Consider the following 19,488-nt stretch of genomic DNA (forward strand, 5'->3'; position numbering starts at 1 on the left):
ACTGCTGGGAGCTTAATTGGCATCGAATAGGAAGCTAACCAAAAATTACAGGGGTGATTGTATGAAATGTCCAGTATGCGATCAAGTCACGTTACGAGAAGTTGAGAAAAGTGGAGTATTAATTGATATTTGTCCTAGTTGTAAAGGTGTTTGGCTTGACCGTGGTGAATTAGAGAAGTTAATGCAAAGTATTAATGAGACTCAAGAAGAATTTGAACAATTACAATCTCAAGTAGCTGCTCAACTTCCAAGAACTTCAATAGATCAATCTTACAATCCCAATGAGCAAAGGGCAAATCAACAATCTTTTAACCAACAGTCTTCCAATCAACAACAATATACTCAACAACCTTATAATCAACAGAATTATGGTCACGTTCAACCAAATTATCAACAACAGCATAATCAACAACCGAACTATCAACAGTCAAATTATCAGCAACCTTACAACAAGGATAGTTACAAACATGACGATAGTAAATATGGATATGATAAGTATGGCCGTCCATACAAGAAAAAGAAAAAAACAGTATTTAGTGTGTTTGAAGATTTGTTCTAATAATTGGACGAATTCTAGCTAAACCAATTAAGCTCCAGTGAATTAAATATTGATTATGAAGCAGGATCAGAGATGCAATATTATCTCTAATCCTGCTTCTTTTTGTATGCATACATAAGCTACTGGAAATAGGACAACATAATGACATATTTTGCGAATATGAAAGGTGACTAGATAATGAAGACGGGAAAAAGAATTTCAATTGGTATAACTGCACTCATGATCGCTTTGTCGTTCTATACGGAAGACCAAGAGAAAGTATATAGTGAGAACATAACATCAGGTACGCATATAATGGCAATTGTCATAGATGATCTAGGAAACAATATGGAAGGAACAGAAGCGATTTTAAAACTAAATATTCCAATAACGGTAGCGGTAATGCCTTTTCTACCTTCTTCAACACAGGATGCTGAAGCAGCGTACAAAGCTGGCCATGAAGTTATCGTCCATATGCCAATGGAACCAAACAAAGGGTTAAGGAAATGGTTAGGTCCTGGAGCTATAACAGCAGATCTAACAGATGAAGAAATACGGCAAAAAGTTGAACAAGCTATAGACAATGTTCCTCATGCTGTTGGAATGAATAATCATATGGGTTCAAAAATAACAACCAACGAACGGATTATGCGCGTCGTCTTACAAGTGTGTAAAGAACGTAATTTATATTATTTGGATAGTAAAACTGCATACAAATCCGTTGTTCCCAAGGTAGCTGCGGAGTTGGGAGTACCTTATGCTGAAAATCAGATGTTTCTAGATGATGTCGCTAGCGCAGAGCATGTACACAAACAAATGCAGTTAGCATATGCTCGTATGGAAAGTCAACAAATTACGGTCATGATTGGACATGTTGGTGCAGCGGGTAAATACACGTCAAGTGAAATACTGCGGGCAATTCCACAATTTGCACAACGTGGACAGCTCGTTCGTGTAAGTGAATTAATACTTCATAGCTTAATTGATCCAGAGATATTGTAACACTCCACTTGCAATTGCTGAAGCGATTTTTGACTGTTCACTACTTGTTACTAGCCGCTCGCGATCTGCAGCATTACTAATAAAACCTAACTCCACTAGCACTGCAGGAGTTTTTATGAATTTGAGCAAATAGAAAGTTTTTACTGGAACCACATGTTTAGATGTTCCAAATAAGTCATTCATAGGAGCTTGGATATTGTTTGCTAACAATGCACTTTCTCCTGTGTGCTGATGTAATACAAGTGGTCCGTTTGCTCTAGTATTAGTAGTAGCATTAACATGTAAGCTGATGAAGATGACATGTTCAATCTCACGAGTTAATCCCATACGTTGTGATAAATCTTTAAGATGTCGTGATGACGTTTTATGCCAATCATTTTCATCACTTAATGCATAATCATCAGTACGATTCAATATGGTTGGGATACCATTACTTTGTAAAATGGCGTATAACTTTTTGGCAACAGCCAAATTAATATCTTTTTCTAGAATATTTTGGTATGAAGCACCACCATCTATCCCTCCATGGCCTGCATCGATAATTACAGCTGTTGTAGGAAACATAATTTCTGTATATGGACCATCTACATTGATTAATCTCAATAATTCAGCATCTACGTTATGCAACAAAGTGCTATCCTCTTCAGCAACTACTGGTGAATTAATGTATGAAGCTTGTGTTGTATTGGAGGACCAGCTGATTATTGCTACGAGAGAACTTAGTAAAATCTTAAGTAGTAAGCTTTGGTTTTTCATGCTATTCCAGCCTCTCTTCGACCAATCAAGTCAATATTGCTATAGGATGGCTCGTATTGATTAGTTTCATTCATGAATGGTGACGGTAGGAAGGGGTCATACTGAAAGTATAAAGTTAAAAAAGATTAATTAATGCTTTCGAAGTGACTTCTTGCATACAGAGGGATTAATCAAACTATGCAACAATAAGATTAGGAGGTAATGGATGATGGGTAAGATAACAGGCCAAGAATATGTGCAGTATATAACAGAACAGTTTGTAGAGTATATCGAAACACCAGTTGCAGATCGTAGACAGGCAAAAAAAGAAGCCAAAGCTACAAAAGAGCAATGGCTACCGAAATGGTTTGGTGTCGGTGGAGCATCTCTGTTAATGTGGATAAAGAAAAAAGATCAATAATGGCATTACTGTGGTGCGTAAAAATTGCCTTGTTGCAGTAAATAATCAAATGGAATGAATCGTTTCAAATTTTCATCGTCTTGTTGTAGTTCAATATATAGATCAAATAATTCCCATTCGTGGTAACCTGTTACGGAGTAGATCGTTTCGATCTGATCACTCCAGATAGAGCTAGTATAACGTAATTGACTACCGAACTCGATCAAATTTTCAATCGAAGTATCGTTCTCGAAATCGGAATTCAGTGCTGTTGTTGTTAACCAAGGCATAACATCATAAGGAGCAAAATATGTTTGATATTCATAACCAGTTAATAAGGCATGCGAGAATACTAATCCATGCCTTATTTGTTTTTGTGCGGAAACTTTTGCAGCAATTAAATGTTTAGAGCTTATGTCATATTGTTCCAATGAAAATGGTTCGAAATACTGATTGGTCTTGTTCACTTGTTGCGATACGACCATATGCAATGGATCGTAATAACGTAATTGGTATCTATTAGAAGATAAGTATTGTAGTGAGTCATCCGATCCTAACCCGTACTCCCCGAGTACATAGCCACCTTTATCATCACTGTGTATAACCATATATCCGATGTTCCCTAATTTACTGTGCTGAATTAACATTAACCAACTATGCGTTCCCGGGCCGAGTGGAGATATCGTAAGCTCAGCTTCTTTCCAATTTGCAAAATCAGGTTGATTGGATAGTTCATCAACCCATAACTCTCCTTGATCTTTAACGGACAGTGCTTGAACTTTAGCATGAATAGTTACGGATGCGAGTATAGATAAATTACTACATAGCAGGAAAGCGATCATCACTCGAATGATCATTTTAAATAATGGATTTTTATGCATGATATCACCTCATTAGAAGTATAGTGGACAAGCTTCAAGAAGACTGTTATAAATTGTCATCAGTATGCATTGTCCTGAGTTCTATTTTTGCCGATAAGATGAATAAGTCGTCATATAGCCACTAATCAATGCCATCTAGATGAAATAATCCGCAGTTTATGACGGATACAGTGATTCTAGGTTCATATTGCCAACGAATTTCTTCTTCACGCTTATGAATGATGCTTCGTATATTCTCACGATGCTCATCATCTTGTGCATGTTCAATCATAGGTTCATAATAACTTGCTAATCTGGCAAGTTCTTCGGCTAGTCTCCCTTGAGCATCTTCTGCCCAGCGATAGTCATAATTTTTTAATTTACGCTCAATCGTTTGCTCCGCAATGGTTAAAGCTTTTGCATAAGCAATACCATTTTTTGCGATATGAATATTGGGCGGAATGCGAGGAGAGAGCTTAATCTGTTCTAGACGATCTTGAAATGACTCAACACAATGACCTGTTACAAGCGATATGCCAAGACTATGAATTTCTTCTCGTTTGCGGTCTGAACTGAACTCAACGCAGTAATTAACACCAAGCCATACAGTATATGGTCTGGAGGCATAGGGATGAAGTGCCTTTGCGCTTAGTTCTTGAAATAGGCAAACGTAGCTGCCGTTGTCTTGGGTCGATTGAAAGAGTTGCTCAAGACGACCAGAGCCATAATGAAGATGTTCTCTAGGCACACGTGCAATAGGTTTCGGGACAAGTCCGTACGCTCTTTCAAAGCTTGACTCCTCAACTGTTTTGGCTACTGGCTCTACAACCGGAGTGGATTCGACTAGTTCATTATATTTATCATCGTCGGTTACGAATAGAAAGCTCATCGTTTGTGGGGTTTCATTGACACGATCAATAAAGCTCCAATAATAATGTCGATTCGTTAATTCACGATCTGCTGCTGGAGATAGCTTTACTTTGAAATGATACGGCGATTTTTCGAGAATAGAACATTGCGTTGCTTCTAAATATCGCTGTACAAATCGATGAATCTCTTTGCTGTTCATAGTGACCCTCCTAAAACTTTTCATTGAACCTTCCGATGCAACTTCTCCGCAATGAAAAGTTGCATCGGAAGCAAAATCCAACTTTTCATATAACTACTATGAGCAACTTCTCAGTAATAAAAATTCTCAAGTTTACGGTTTGACTTGCTGTTTCAATTCGTGAATCGTACTTCCAATGACGTTCAGCTCTTCTTGAAGTTGCTTCTCATCTTGAGATTTTAGAATTGCCCTGGCAAGACGCTGTTCGATCGAACCGTCACGACTTTCTAATTTTTCAAGAATATGATCTAATCCACCGATAACAAGCTCAAAAAGGTTAATCTTCTCATGTAATAGATGCAAAATATGTTCCTCGATTGTTCCTTGTGTACATAGATTGAAAATATGAACATCATGCGTTTGTCCAAGACGATGAACACGTCCAATTCGTTGCTCCACGCGCATTGGATTCCAAGGAAGATCAAAGTTAATCATATGGTGACAGAATTGTAGGTTAATTCCTTCTCCTCCTGCTTCTGTTGCGATAAGTACTCTAGCATTTCCACGGAATAGATCCATCATCCAATCTTTTTTACCTCTGTTCATACCACCACGATAAGGTACAGCAGTGATGCCATGTGATTGGAAAAATTGTAAAAGATACTCTTGAGTAGCACGATACTCTGTGAACAATATCACTTTTTCCTCGCAATTTTGAATGAGTTCTAGTGCTTTATCAGCTTTTGAGTTAGAAGTAATGCTACGAATTTTCTCAACAATATCCCAAATCTGTGCTCGCAACGGTGATTCTTCGCTTGTTTTTTTGAACATATTGACGAGAGTAAGAAATACAGCATCACGACTACTACAAACTTCCCGTTGAAGCGTTACTAGAGATAACATGCTACTCATATCTATGCTGTCATCTTGCGCTCGTTGCTTTACAAAGTTCGTTACTGCATCATATAGTGCTTGTTCTTCAGCAGACAGTTGTAGTGTAATGTTTTTCACAATACGCTTCGTAAAATGGATACCTCCATCACCACGACGATTACGAATCATAATAGACGAGAGAACATCTTGAAGCTGGTCTTCATTTTTCGGAATTCGTTTATCGACAACATAGTTGCTAGTAAAATCACTCTGGGCACCTAGCTGACCTGGCTTTAATAGAGATATAAGATTAAATAACTCATCCAGATCGTTTTGAATCGGCGTTGCAGTAAGTAATAGACAATATTTTTTACTCAATTGAGTAGCAAACTGGTAATTAGTCGTTTTTTTGTTTTTTAATTTATGCGCTTCATCAATAATGATGAGATCGTAATCTGTTGCAAGTACCGTTTCACGATGCGGATCACGTTTAGCTGTATCGATAGAAGCGACAACAATATCGTAACCCCAAGTATGTGCTTTTTTTTGCGCGACAGCAGTGATACCAAATTTCTGATTCAATTCTCGTACCCACTGCAATACTAATGAAGCAGGAACAAGAATAAGCGCGCGTTTTACAAGTCCACGCACGATATATTCTTTCAATATAAGTCCAGCTTCTATCGTCTTTCCTAATCCAACTTCATCGGCTAAAATTGCTCTTCCGCCCATTTCATGTAACACTCGCTGAGCTGTATCCAATTGATGTGGCATTGGTTCTAGTGTGGGAAGCGAACGTAAACATTGTAGTTCTTCGAAACTATCTATAATGGTTGCTTGCTTAGCTTCCATCGCTAATTGGTACATAGCCCACTGATCCCATGGCCCATTATGTTCGATACGTTGTTGTAACTGTTGGAACCATTGTCGCTCGAAAGTCGTTTGAACCGCAGGATGAATAAGCTTATGGACGACTTCTTCTTCTGGCTGTGAGGGTATGAGACGATTGTTCATAGGTACTCCTTCAATATGTGATAATAAATGCTAGTGGTAGTTCAAAAAGAAGACTTTTTAATTTCTATTTCTAGTATTCCCCAAACATCAACAACATAATCTCTGCTTAAGTAGGGTAGCTTAATCGCTGGACCTAAGTGACATTAATCATTGACTCATTGATCTAAAATAGGTCAGATTTATAATGTTAAGCACTCTATTTATGGATAAAAAATATTCTATATGTAATTAATGTACCTGTAATAAAAATTTCATAAATTAAAATTTTAAACTATATATAGTGTGGTATAATCATTTTGTTACTACATATAGTAATGGAGAAGAGGAGTGACTGATATGAACCGGTTGGAAGGATTAAGTGAGAAAATATTTTTGGATAGATACGCACGTAAAAATGCAGAGGCTTCAAAAGTAGAAGTTGGTGACACTGTACTAGTGCTACTGAAGGATGATCTTGCATTTCCTGTAAAGGAAGCGGGCGAAATATTGTCACGTCAAGGTGATCAAGTTGAAGTGAAAATGCGCAATGGTGACGTTGTTCAATCCACGATTAGTAAACTTACTCATACGATAGAGAAAACTCCCAAAGAAATGTGGTCAAGACTGGCTGGCGCCATGTCATCTGTTGAAGCAGAGGACAAGCAAGCAATATGGCAAGAGAGATTTCAATATATATTAGATGATTGGAAATTAGTTCCTGGTGGACGTATTGCTGCTGGAGCAGGGGCAAGTGAAGAATTAACATTGTTCAACTGTTACGTCATTCCATCACCGAAGGATAGTCGTGGCGGTATTATGTCTACATTAACAGAAATGACAGAGATAATGGCTCGTGGTGGTGGTGTAGGTATTAATCTATCTTCATTACGTCCGAAAAGAGCAGTCGTTGTTGGTGTCAATGGGTCATCAAGTGGTGCTGTATCTTGGGGTGGATTGTTCAGTTATACAACTGGATTAATCGAACAAGGTGGTAGTCGCCGCGGTGCATTAATGCTAATGATCAATGATTGGCATCCTGATATAGAAGAATTTATTACAGTGAAACAGTCGATGGGTAAGATCACGAATGCGAATTTGTCGGTATGTGTGAGTGATGGATTTATGGAAGCAGTTAAACATGATAGTGATTGGGATCTTGTATTCCCTGATACGACAGAAGATGGATACGATGATCTATGGGCTGGCGATCTAACTGCATGGAAGGCACTAGGTAAGAAAGTAATCATTCATAAGACGGTTAAAGCACGTGAAGTATGGTCAGCTATTATTGAATCTGCTTGGAAATCAGCTGAACCCGGTGTTGTATTTATGGAACGCTACAATAATATGTCTAACAGTTGGTACTTTAATCCGATTATTGCTACTAATCCGTGTGGTGAACAAGGATTACCTGCATGGGGAGTATGTAACTTATCTGCTATAAATCTGTCCAAGTTCTATGATGAAGAGAATGATGATGTTGCTTGGGATGAACTTGCGAAAGTGACGAATTGGTCTGTACGATTCCTTGATAATGTAATCGACAAAACGCCATATCATTTCCCTGAGAATGAGCTTAATCAGAAGAAAGAACGTCGCATCGGTCTTGGATCAATGGGTCTCGCTGAATTGATGATTAAGCTGAAAGTTCGTTATGGATCACCGGAATCATTAGTTTTTCTAGATAAATTATATGGTTTTATCGCAAAAGCAGCATATCTAGCTTCAGCTGAAATTGCTGCAGAAAAAGGTAGCTTTACAGCGTTTGATCGTGAGCTGTATTTGCAAAGCGGATTTATGAAAAACATTATTGCTGAATTCCCAGAAGTACAAGCAGCAATCGAAGCAACAGGGATGCGAAACGTAACAGTAATTACACAAGCACCAACAGGTAGTACAGGAACAATGGTAGGAACTTCTACAGGAATAGAGCCTTATTTTGCATTCGAATATTATCGTCAAAGTCGTCTAGGATTTGATGTGCAGTATGTACCCATTGCTCAGCAATGGATCGATTCTCATCCGAATGAGGATTTACCTGACTACTTCGTAACAGCAATGACGCTTACAGCGGAAGATCATATTCGTGTTCAAGCAGCGATTCAACGTTGGGTGGATAGTTCTATTTCCAAAACTGCTAACTGTCCTAATGACTTTACAGTTGAGGAAACGGAAAAATTATATGAGATGGCGTATGAGCTAGGTTGCAAAGGGGTAACAATTTACCGTGATGGTAGTCGTGACGTTCAAGTATTATCTACCGCACCAAGCAAGGATGAAGCGAAGAAAGAAAAGGTTGTTACAGCAGAGCCTGAGACAGATGCGATTACTAGCTTAGCGAAACAAGCTGTTTCATTAAATAGTCTTTCTGATGGGCCAATTGGTGCAAGTGGTAAAGTAGTTGCTACTAATAATGAAGATCGTCAATATAAACGTCGTCCACAAGTATTGAAAGGAGCAACGTATCGCATGAATACGCCACTTGGTATGGCGTACATTACTATTAATGATCTCGATGATGTTCCTTCAGAAATTTTCTTAATCGTTGGTAAAGCGGGATCAGATGTATTTGCGATGGCAGAAGCGCTAGGCAGAGTTTGCTCATTGTTCTTACGTTATGGCGATCATGGTAATAAAGTTGCGTTACTCATTAAACATTTGAAAGGGATCGGCGGCACTGGTGCAATAGGATTTGGTAATAATCGAGTAGAATCGATTGCTGATGCAGTGGCGAAGGCATTAGAAATGCATTTACAAGCAAAAGATGTTGAGCCGGAATATGAACAAATGGAGCTTGCGGGGGAGTTTCTGACAGAGGATCTCGTACCGCATGCTGCCTCAAGTGCTGTGCATCAACATGGTGGAGCACATGATGGAATTGATCTTTGTCCGTCTTGTGGATCAGCGTCGTTGATCAATATTGAGGGATGTAAGCAGTGTAGCACATGTGGCTATAGTAAATGTGGGTGAGTAGTGTAATGTCTCTTTTTGAGTGAAGTTGTTTGTGATGGATCATGAAAGCTGCCAAAACGTCCACAACTGATGACAAAGGTGGCTCATGAAAAATGCTAAAATAGCAACGTATTCAACATAATGTATAAATATTCATTATATATTTATTTATGCAATAGGATGAATAATAATTCGCATGTATGCTTTACAGATAGAATAAATAATATATTGTTAATCCTGGTCTTTGGTGAAATTGATGGAGAATGATAAAATGATTTTATAACTAAGTTTGCGTCTAGAAACAAGCGGTCTTTGAGAGGTAGGCTAAACCTTATCTCGATTGATCGCTTGTTTTGTTATATTTGATGCTGACGAAAACAATCAAATAATAATCAAATCTCATAAAAGGGCAAACACGAAGGTAAATCGTAACATATCTAAGATGACAGGTAAGGTTGGCGAATTAAGCAAGTCCGATAAATCAATGCAACAGCAGTCATTCATAAGTTTGAGGACCTTATTAAAAATAAACATAGAAGAAGTTGGAAATAGATTTAAGAAGAGGTAGAATTTTGAATTAGGAACATGTTGAAAGTAAGTTATAAATGGAAGAAATACAATTAATTGCATATCTAATTGAATATTTAGAGTCTTTCATAATGAAACCAGGATTGGAACTTCATCATGATTCTAGAAATCACTTTCTTCAATGAAAAATTAACGAGGTTACGCATGCCTTAAAGTATGTAAGAATGGATGGATATTCTTAAATAAGAAGTCATTATATTGATATTGATATTGATTCCGTCGAATAGACGGAGTGGTTGAATATTTCATTCACATAGTATCATTATACAGCAAGATGCTCTCTGTACCTTAATGCGGTAAGGATTCAAATTTTCGTCTACCTAAAAAGTCGAACACTATATGATTGTGTTTGGCTTTTTCTGCTTTGTATGATAGTCTCTCGCGTGGACTAGATACAGTTTTATAAATGTAATATCTAATATTTTTCGGAAATATGTGGAAAAAAATAAAAAAATGAAATATCATTATCGTAAAAGGCACAGGAGGATACTATGAAGCTTACAAGTTTAATTGTGGAGAATTTTAGGAATTTTATTAAAACAGATATTAAACTAGCAAATCAAAATGTTATTTTTGGTATGAACGATATGGGTAAAACAAATTTAATGTATGCTCTTAGATTTTTGTTAGACAGAGATGTACGTAAAAATGGTTTTAGAGAGACTGATTTTTTTAAAAATCAGACTGATAAAGTAATTAAAATAACTCTTAGTATTGACTTGTCAGATCGTGATTCTAATGATGACTCTAAACATATCATTTCCAAAGTAGGCGGGGCCAGAACAAGTGACGAACTGGATGCCTTCTATTTCCAAGTAGAAGGCGTGTTTGACATGAGTGAAGGAATAGGGCTTCCTAAATTATTTTGGGGAAATAATTTTGATGAACTTGAGGAGATAGTCCAAGATGGAATAATTAATGTTTTGGACAAATTATTTAAAGTGGTCTATATAGATCCAACAATAGATTTAGATGCGATGTTCAAAAAAAATAGAAATAGACTATTTGACCAAACTAAACTTGATGAAAACGATATTGTTATTTCAAACGAAATAAAGGAGTTAGGAACGCAATTAAATGGAAAAATCAGCAGTATGAATTTAATTCAAGCTTTTCAAACAACGATTACTGAAGAATACAAAAAATTGAAAACGGAAAATATTAGCATTGAGATGAAATCAGAACTTTCAATTAACGGGTATTTTACGAACTTAATTCCTTATATTAAGAAGGATAATGACGACAACATATATCCAACATCTGGTGATGGCAGGAAGAAAATATTAGCTTACTCACTGTTAAATCACCTTATTAAATCCCAAGAAGGAAATAGAATTATTATATATCTCATTGAAGAGCCTGAAAATAGCTTACATAGGTCCATGCAAATTGCACTATCAAAACAGTTATTTAACTCAAAAGTATATAACTATTTCTTTTTATCAACGCATTCAGCTGAATTATTATATGAAATGGACAAGGCATCGCTAATTAGGATTTATTCTAAGGGTTATACAGAAAGTGAATCATACATTTACCAAGTGGATGACGAGTATAAAAACGTAAAAAAAGAACTTAATAGGTCATTGTCAACAGCCCTTTTTGCTGAAAAAGTACTCTTAGTAGAAGGACCGTCAGAAAAAGCATTGTTTGAAAAAATATTAGAAGAAGTTCATCCTACATTTGAATTAGATGGTGGTTATATTTTAGATGTATACGGAATAAAATTTAGACCATATGTGAAAGTACTTAGGGGGTTAAATATTACTGCGATTGTGAAAACAGATAATGATCTTAAAGCAAAAAAAGGTCAACCTAAAATCTTTGACTTAATAGGGCTCCAGAGATGTTTAAATCTATTAGATCTTGAATCAGAAGAGTCAGAAGTAGAAAGTCTAGATCCTGTAGAAATAGATTACTTCCTTGCTAATGGTAACTGGACGCGTACGATGAAAAATCAAATGATAAAAGATAAAAAATTAGCACTATACACCCAATACAACAATAAAATACAACAATTGGTAAATGAAGATATTTATCTTTCGAAACTCGACTTAGAACATGATCTCTTTGATGCTATTGATATACGGATGAAGGAAATACTAGGTTCTGATCCTATTAAGTATCTCCAAGACTATAAATTATTGAATATGATAGAATTGACAAACGAGTTAACTAAAGAAGATTGCCTTAAAATAATAAAGCATCCCCTCTTCAAAGCTTTAAGAAAGTTGGTGCCACATGAACTTGATTGATCAAGAAGCAAGAGATGGTATCTTGACCGATAATGGAAACATAATGGTATCAGCAAGCGCAGGATCCGGAAAGACAACAATAATGGTAAAGAAGATGGCAATTGAAATTGATAAAATAGCCGATCATCGCACAATTGCTGCAGTTACATTTACTGTTAAAGCAACGCAGGAAATTAAAAAAAAAGCATCAGGTCAGGTTAATAAACCTTTTGTTGTTATGACAAATGATTCTTTCATTGAACATGAAATAATTCGACCGTTTATCAAGGATGCTATCGGTAATGATTATGATAGTAATTACACGATTGAATATGGAAATGATTATAAATTTCAAGATTATGATTCGGGATTGGAACAATTAAGAATTAATAAGATTTTAGGTAGTTTTCGAGATATTAAGAAGAACTTTAACTTTAAACTTGCTCTTAATGTTTTAGGATCTTCCGTTGCAGCACAAGAATATATTAAATCAAAATATGCAATTGTTTTCATCGATGAATACCAAGATTCAGACGAGGATATGCATCGATTCTTTATGTTTTTGAAAAATAAACTTAATATTAAGTTGTTTATCGTTGGAGATTCGAAACAAGCAATATATTTATGGAGAGGTGCAAAAGAAAATATCTTTCAATTATTAGTAAATGAAAATTTTATAGTGTATGAACTTGTTAAAAATTTTAGATGTCATAAAGAGATTGAAAACTTTGCAAACATCTTTCATAACCCGAACTACTATTATAAAGCAAATGATGACGTAAAAAATGTGATTATTAAGGAATACAGTAGTAATAACCGCTCCGGTTTTTCAGGTTTTGTAGATGAGTTCGAAGATTTAGTTGATCAAGAAAAATTAGATTTAAAAAAAGAAATCACAATAATTGCAAACATTAATAATGATGCTCAAAGGATAGCTGAGTTATTAATGGAAGCCGGATATGACTTTGTTTTTATTCCTAAAACACCTATCGAAGATGGACTTCCAAATGGGAATCTATTGTGGGAACTTGCTTTATTTACAAAGAATCCTATTTATTCTATATATGATTTTATTGAAAAGACTGGGATTGACGAAAGAAGTCAGACTCGAATTGAAGTTTATCAGATTATAAGAGGACTCAAAAATAATGGTAAGTTATCACCAGAAATGGTGAGTTCAATACTTTCTAACTTAGCGTCATTTTTAGGTATTACTATTAATATCGATGAGTCAGAAAAATTCTACAAGAGTATTAGTGAAGGTAAGTATGAGATGGCTTTTCAAATAAATGAGAAAAAACATAAAGTAATGACTGTATTCGCTTCAAAAGGCTTGGAATTTGATCAGGTCATCAGTTTTTCTAAATATTATAAAATTCATGAAAATGAAAATTTGCAAAATCATTATGTATGTATAACAAGGGCGAAAGAAAAATTCATTATGTTTAATGACAATACAAATTATTTTAATTATCTACAGGAAGTTGCAATACAAGCTAATATTTTGGATATAAAAAAACTTGTTGAATACAAATTATAATAATGGAGGAGAATATTATTCTTATAAATAAACTGAAGATTCACGAAGAGTTTGTAGGCTTTTATTTGTTGAAAGAACTTGAGATAAAACAAACCAATACCATCCCTGCAAAAGACTATTTTGATATTGTACTTTTGGATTCAAGTGGTGAAATTTCGGCAAAGTATTGGGATGTGACCGCACAAGAAAAAGAAGACATTTTTCCTATGGAGTTAGTCAAGATTCAAGGGATCGTTCAAACTTACAGGGAAAAACTTCAAGTAAAAGTTACTAAAATTCGCAAAGCAGGAGATGACGATGGTATTTCTTTAACGGATTTCGTAAAATCGGCACCCATACGTTCGATTGACCTAGTACATACAATTAAGAATACAGTTAACGGAATCATTGATCGGGATATTAAAACTATAGTATTACATTGCGTTACAAAAGTTGAAGATAAGCTGATGGAATATCCAGCAGCTAAAACTCATCATCACGCATATTTTGCCGGGCTAGCATATCATATTGTCCGCATGTTAGAAATCGGGGATTTCATTTGTAAGCAACGACCCTTCTTAAATGACGACTTAATCAAAGCGGGAATAATTCTTCATGACATTGCTAAGCCTGAAGAAATGAATGCACAATTAGGTATTGTTACAGAATACAGTAATCAAGGGAAGCTTATTGGGCATATTGTTATGGCATCAAATTGGATTGTTGAAGCGGCTATAAAATATGACATTTCACTTGATTCTAATCAAGTACTCGCTTTACAGCACTTAGTTCTCTCCCATCATAATTTAGGGGAGTGGGGAAGTCCTGTGCAGCCTCAAATGGCTGAAGCAGTTGCACTTCATTATATTGATGTACTAGATGCTAAGTTACAAATGGTTGAAGATGTCTTAGACACCACATCCGAATCTGAGTTATGGACTCCTATAATCAGAGGTCTAGAGAATAAATCAATATTTCGTTTAAAACTTTAAATTACAAATACACAATAGCGTAGTTTAGAGATAATTGAAATTTAGGTTTTGATAAATGGATGATGAAACCAATTGTTTTAAATAAAAGCTTGACTGCCGTTAAAGTTCGGTCGTCAAGCTTTTATTGTTAGAGGCACATCGTATAAGGTTTGTGCATACTGAGCACTCCACACAGGTGGAGTCGGTAATATTGATGATTCGAAAATGAGATGTGACTACTGTTCAAAATATAAGTGTTGTCGGTTGAGAAGCAGTGTCTAAGATCCGCATTTACCTGTTTGGAGATGCTAATGATGCTTCGCACGATTGTTTGAAGGATGTGGTTCGTCTAGAGAGCGTCATAATTCATTTCAAGCTGCAAGCCAATTTGTTCATTTGTACGTTGGGTGTGGATTTAGTAATTCAATGGGTGCTGCGATACTGATTGTGTGAGAATATTGACTTTGCTATTTATGGGGCATTTTTTTAAAAAAATTTGGAGATTTTCTAGTAATTCGTGTTGGAATAGACTATCGTTGATATAGGTTACTTAACCTATCATCAATGTTTTATTAAAATTATTATTATGTTAATAGAGTTAGGAGAGGGAGAAAATCATAGATCTGAACATGATTTTGAGCACAATTGGAACAATTGCAACTATAGAGACTAGGATAAGAGAAGCAATTTCACAATATAAACATAAAAAAACGGTAAACAGAATAGAAAATATTGATGTGGAAATAAAGTTAAATCGATTAAAAGAAAAGAATGAGTATTTAGAAGAAAAGTTAGATGAGTATATAACAAAGCATGCTAGCTCTTTTAAAAATGTTAATCTTAACCAAGTGTTTTCGGCAGATGAAAAAGAAAAGTATGTTAGATCATTTTTTGAAAAAAATAATGACTTGATTATATATCAAGGTACCATTTCTGATATTTTGTATGATTATATTAATCAGATTGAAAAAAATTTAAGCGAATTACTAACAGAAGGCGAAAAGTTAATTGTGAAAAAAGTGAATCAATTAAGTGAACAAGTTAGAAACGTAGATCTAGGAATATCAAATTATACACAATTCGTTGAGTCCGTGAATAACAACATAGAAAGTATAAAGGAGGAAATGTTCAATTCAAATGTTTTTAAGGCTCCAAAATACAGTGAATCGATTATTGGTTTACTGAATATGATTTTTGTAAGAATTGAACAGAATACTGGGGAGAAATTATTAAAGAAGAACTTGCAAGCAAATGCATTACAAGCTGAAACTTTAGCAGATGTTGTTTTCAAAATTCAAAAAGCATTAAGTTCAATAGATAAAGATGAAATTGAAAACATTACAAAACAAAAGTTTGATAACGGATTGCAGGCATTACATTTTTATATTCAATATATTGCTACGGATTTTGCTAATAAGTTAAATTCGCTGTTTTCAGAAAGAATACAATTAATTATTGATTGTATTTATTGTTATGAGGATAAGGATCCCCAATACTATTTGGCACTAGGAGCAATGGGACTTCGAAATAATCATACTGATGAAAATATTTACTCTTATATGATGAGTAATTTGATGGATTACTTATCCCAGCTATTCATGCTATTGAAACATATGTGGAAAAATAGGGATTACAAAGTCTTAGAAGATGTAGCAGTCGAAGAAATGCAAAAACGATTGTGGTATCAAATACAGTCTTCTATCACAGAAAGTAATAGGGAATGGATAATAGAGATTGTTAATAATGATAATATTACAGATGTTGAGTTAGCAAAGATGTTTAATGTGTCAGTGAAAGATTTGCGTAAAGAGTTATATTCTGCAACAAAAACATTTTTATACCATAAATATGTTGATGACTATACCACAAGTCTGATTATTTATGACGATTACAAAAAAGTTATATCGAATAAATTAGGTATTGGGGTATAGAAAGATGAAAATTAAATTTGTTAATGTATGGGATAATAGAAGATGGGGATATATAGGATTTATTGTCTTACAGGTAGAGGAGACAGATAAGTTTTTAACAGAAAAGAATTTTAATCCAGGATACAAGTTTGTTATACAAGCATTGTACAATCATGTTGGGGCTGCTGGGGGACATACTTTTATACCGAGTCATAGGCAAGGAATACAAGAGAAATCAAGAAAAATCGATACAAATGAAGCAGATGTATTAGGGTTATACCTCTCAAATATAAAGGATATTTATGATATTCCGGATGATCTTTATACTAAAAACTTTTGGGGAATAATGAATACAAAAAGAGAAGATAATAAAGATGATACAGAATTAGAATGTCCATGCGATGAGTACTACAAGGTTGTATTTAAAAGGGAAATTAAGAGTTTTAATCATATGGCATCTTTATTTGAAAAACCAAGTGATTTGCTTAATGAAATTTTTGATGACGATCTGATAAATTCTATACAAAATAGTACAAGAAAGTTAAGAAACGAAATGATTCGAATGGGAGCTGACTTGAACGAAGAATCATTTCGAGTATACTATGGCTATGTAAATAAAAAAACTTTAGAAATAAAAAATGTATATTGGCAACTCGGCACGAGAAGTAACGAAGGAGTTATTAACAAGTACTTATGGACTCCTAATGATGAAATGCCAAGAGAATTATGGGATGAAGTGAAGCGAATCAACGAGGATCATGATGATATTTCGAGAGATGATGAGTTATATTATTAATAAGAGCGATGCACGAATCATTGAGGCTCACGCAATAAATGGACTGCAGGAATAGAATTATCTGTTTGAGCGTATGATATCAACCTTATGGTGTAATATTCATCCAGACTATCACGACATCATTATTGTAAACTCCTCACATGTGAAGTGCTGTTCACGCTTAGTTTGGAACAGAATTATTGAGTGAGAAGTTAATTTGGGATAGCCCTCTCTTCATTGTGAGGGCTTTTTTGTTGTTCTGGAGCGAGTAGGGGGATAGATTTTACATCCAAGAGCTGGATTGTACTTGCTGTATAAGGGATAACACTTCAGTACGTTATATACGGATAAGGTTGGGACGATACGATGAATATGATTCAATACATGGTATAATTTTACTTGGAGAAGTAAAGTGACGCAGTTTAGTGGTGGTTGTGGCATTGAAAATCCAAGTAGATATTTACAAAGTAGGTTCGATGATTATTATAATTAGATTGATTTCTATGACGAAAAGACTTTGTTTTTTAATGTAAGAACCAACCTGCCAAGAACCTTGAAATAATGGTGTGGGCTGCAAGTATTACACCGCAGTTTGATTGGAGTACATATGTTAATTTTAAGATGATTTGCGACTGAAAGATATTGTAGAAAGAAGAGAACAGATTCAGGGATTTGGGTTGTTAAGAATCGAAGAAGTGGTTGCAGAATCGATAGAGATAACTCCTCCTGATAGTGTCGGTGCTTTGGGACATTTTTTGGGTTTTGTATGTTCATGCAACATATTGAGTTAATACGCCCCCAAAAATAGCTTGCTAAAGCAAAGGTAGGGTTCAAATGTGGTCAAAATGATGGTTGTAAGAACATGGGAGGATATAACATGGAAAAGTTAACTCTAGAACAAAAAAAGTACATTATTGATACAGCAAGAAAAGCATATGAAAATGTATTTAAAGAGAAACTAGAGGAAGGTGATTTTTGGACAAGACAAATCTATTATAAAGAGAACACCTATGGCAAACCTAGCAAATTGAAAAGGAAATGTAGGCTTTTCAAAAGCCATTTTAGATTATTCTATGGTTAAGTAACGTTAATATTATAAAACATAAACATTTCCAGTGTAATGCTATAATGTTTAAAAAATGGAATGTATTGAAAGGGTGAATGGAATGATTTCTTTCAGGTCAGTTATTTTTGCGAGTGTTCTTTTAGGATTGATCAGTGGCTGCTCTACATCTGAATCTACAGAGATGGGCAGCCCAAGCGTCACACCGGCTACCACATCTGAGTCAACGCAGATAGTAGAGGGAAGTACGCAGTTTACGGAATCAAATGTATCTGCTCAGTTAATCCCTCCTCTAGCTGTAAAAAATGCTGAAGACGCGTTGATTCTAAAGAATTCATCTGAATCCCTGGTCCATCTAGAATGGAAACCATATGGACCTGATGTCATACTCCCAATGAACTTCGGCAAAGACAAAGTAGAGTTGATATTTGGATTGGATCATCCAAATGGTACGAAAATCTTGGCCATGTTTCCGGAAGAATCCGTTGCCTGGCCATTGGATATATCCATGGCTGACGGGGCGTCAGTTTTCGATGATTACGGAGAAATAACAGAAAACTACAAGATTCAGGCTACCCAATATGATTTTGATGATGATGGGCTGGGGGAACTTATTATCGCTGTGGGTGATGGGCTTTCCGATTTAAATGTTTGGGTGTTTTCTTATACGCATGTCGACAATCTAAAAAAGATCAATCCGTTTCTGCAAGAGCTCGCGACTACTGGCCAGTCCAATGTCTTATTAGATAAAAACGAAATATTGTTCCCATACGGGTCTCAGGGTCTTTTCGATTCTTATAAATATGTAGATCAAATGTTTATGAAGCCGGTGAATTGAAACATTAATAGGGTAAGGCTTAAGCAAACAAGGAGGGACAGTCCTTAAAGTTATTATTTTAATCATCCTTTGGATTGTATTATGTACAATTTCTCTAATTTGCAAGATAGCTAGTTGTGTTCTCAAAATAAAAAGATAAAGATAGTTTTCAAGTGGAAATTCAAGGTTCGTTTTCATATTAATTCAACT

Annotated in this window: 14 protein-coding genes and 1 pseudogene; 11 read left to right on the forward strand and 4 right to left on the reverse strand. The window is 35.3% G+C overall.

The genetic code is table 11. From position 1 onward, the window contains the following. Positions 1-61 precede the first annotated feature (61 nt). A pseudogene (locus NAG76_14665) lies at positions 62-214 on the forward strand (zf-TFIIB domain-containing protein). A 522-nt stretch (positions 215-736) separates the two neighbouring features. Then, positions 737-1,540: a divergent polysaccharide deacetylase family protein gene (locus NAG76_14670; GenBank protein URN93080.1), complete on the forward strand. Its 804-nt coding sequence runs from the start codon at positions 737-739 to the stop codon at positions 1,538-1,540. Here NAG76_14670 and NAG76_14675 read toward each other — a convergent pair. Next, a complete protein-coding gene (locus NAG76_14675) occupies positions 1,517-2,296 on the reverse strand; it encodes an N-acetylmuramoyl-L-alanine amidase (GenBank protein ID URN93081.1) in 780 nt (259 codons plus the stop codon). The genes NAG76_14670 and NAG76_14675 overlap by 24 nt on opposite strands. 205 nt (positions 2,297-2,501) lie before the next feature. Between NAG76_14675 and NAG76_14680 the strand changes: the two genes are divergently transcribed. Next, positions 2,502-2,696 (forward strand): YqzE family protein, encoded by a 195-nt coding sequence (locus NAG76_14680; GenBank protein ID URN93082.1) that lies wholly within the window; start codon positions 2,502-2,504, stop codon positions 2,694-2,696. A gap of 5 nt (positions 2,697-2,701) precedes the next feature. Here the strand turns inward: NAG76_14680 and NAG76_14685 are convergent, their stop codons facing one another. The 3 genes from NAG76_14685 to NAG76_14695 all read right to left on the reverse strand — a co-directional run bounded on the left by NAG76_14685 (position 2,702) and on the right by NAG76_14695 (position 6,470). Next, positions 2,702-3,556: a hypothetical protein gene (locus NAG76_14685; protein URN93083.1), complete on the reverse strand. Its 855-nt coding sequence runs from the start codon at positions 3,554-3,556 to the stop codon at positions 2,702-2,704. 121 nt (positions 3,557-3,677) lie between these two features. Then, positions 3,678-4,604: a YqhG family protein gene (locus tag NAG76_14690; protein ID URN93084.1), complete on the reverse strand. Its 927-nt coding sequence runs from the start codon at positions 4,602-4,604 to the stop codon at positions 3,678-3,680. 132 nt (positions 4,605-4,736) lie between these two features. Next, entirely contained in the window at positions 4,737-6,470 is a 1,734-nt protein-coding gene (locus NAG76_14695) for a DEAD/DEAH box helicase (protein ID URN93085.1), read from the reverse strand. A gap of 336 nt (positions 6,471-6,806) precedes the next feature. On the opposite strand from NAG76_14695, the gene NAG76_14700 reads away from it, so the two are divergent. From NAG76_14700 to NAG76_14735, 8 genes are all read left to right on the forward strand, one after another. Next, positions 6,807-9,419, forward strand: a complete 2,613-nt coding sequence (locus tag NAG76_14700; GenBank protein ID URN93086.1) for an adenosylcobalamin-dependent ribonucleoside-diphosphate reductase — start codon at positions 6,807-6,809, stop codon at positions 9,417-9,419. Between the two features lie 1,061 nt (positions 9,420-10,480). Beyond that, complete coding sequence (locus NAG76_14705) at positions 10,481-12,244, forward strand: AAA family ATPase (GenBank protein URN93087.1); 1,764 nt, start codon at positions 10,481-10,483, stop codon at positions 12,242-12,244. Continuing rightward, positions 12,237-13,763, forward strand: a complete 1,527-nt coding sequence (locus NAG76_14710) for a UvrD-helicase domain-containing protein (protein URN93088.1) — start codon at positions 12,237-12,239, stop codon at positions 13,761-13,763. Before NAG76_14705 ends, NAG76_14710 begins: the two co-directional genes overlap by 8 nt. A 14-nt stretch (positions 13,764-13,777) precedes the next feature. Next, entirely contained in the window at positions 13,778-14,734 is a 957-nt protein-coding gene (locus tag NAG76_14715) for an HD domain-containing protein (protein ID URN96849.1), read from the forward strand. A 614-nt stretch (positions 14,735-15,348) separates the two neighbouring features. Further along, entirely contained in the window at positions 15,349-16,644 is a 1,296-nt protein-coding gene (locus NAG76_14720; GenBank protein URN93089.1) for a hypothetical protein, read from the forward strand. Between the two features lie 4 nt (positions 16,645-16,648). Continuing rightward, complete coding sequence (locus tag NAG76_14725) at positions 16,649-17,419, forward strand: hypothetical protein (protein URN93090.1); 771 nt, start codon at positions 16,649-16,651, stop codon at positions 17,417-17,419. Between the two features lie 856 nt (positions 17,420-18,275). Further along, positions 18,276-18,479, forward strand: coding sequence for a hypothetical protein (locus tag NAG76_14730; protein ID URN93091.1), 204 nt, complete (start codon positions 18,276-18,278; stop codon positions 18,477-18,479). A gap of 85 nt (positions 18,480-18,564) precedes the next feature. Further along, positions 18,565-19,299, forward strand: a complete 735-nt coding sequence (locus NAG76_14735) for a hypothetical protein (protein ID URN93092.1) — start codon at positions 18,565-18,567, stop codon at positions 19,297-19,299. The last annotated feature ends 189 nt before the right edge of the window (positions 19,300-19,488 follow it).

This window comes from Candidatus Pristimantibacillus lignocellulolyticus (assembly GCA_023639215.1).
Lineage (GTDB): Bacteria > Bacillota > Bacilli > Paenibacillales > Paenibacillaceae > Pristimantibacillus > Pristimantibacillus lignocellulolyticus.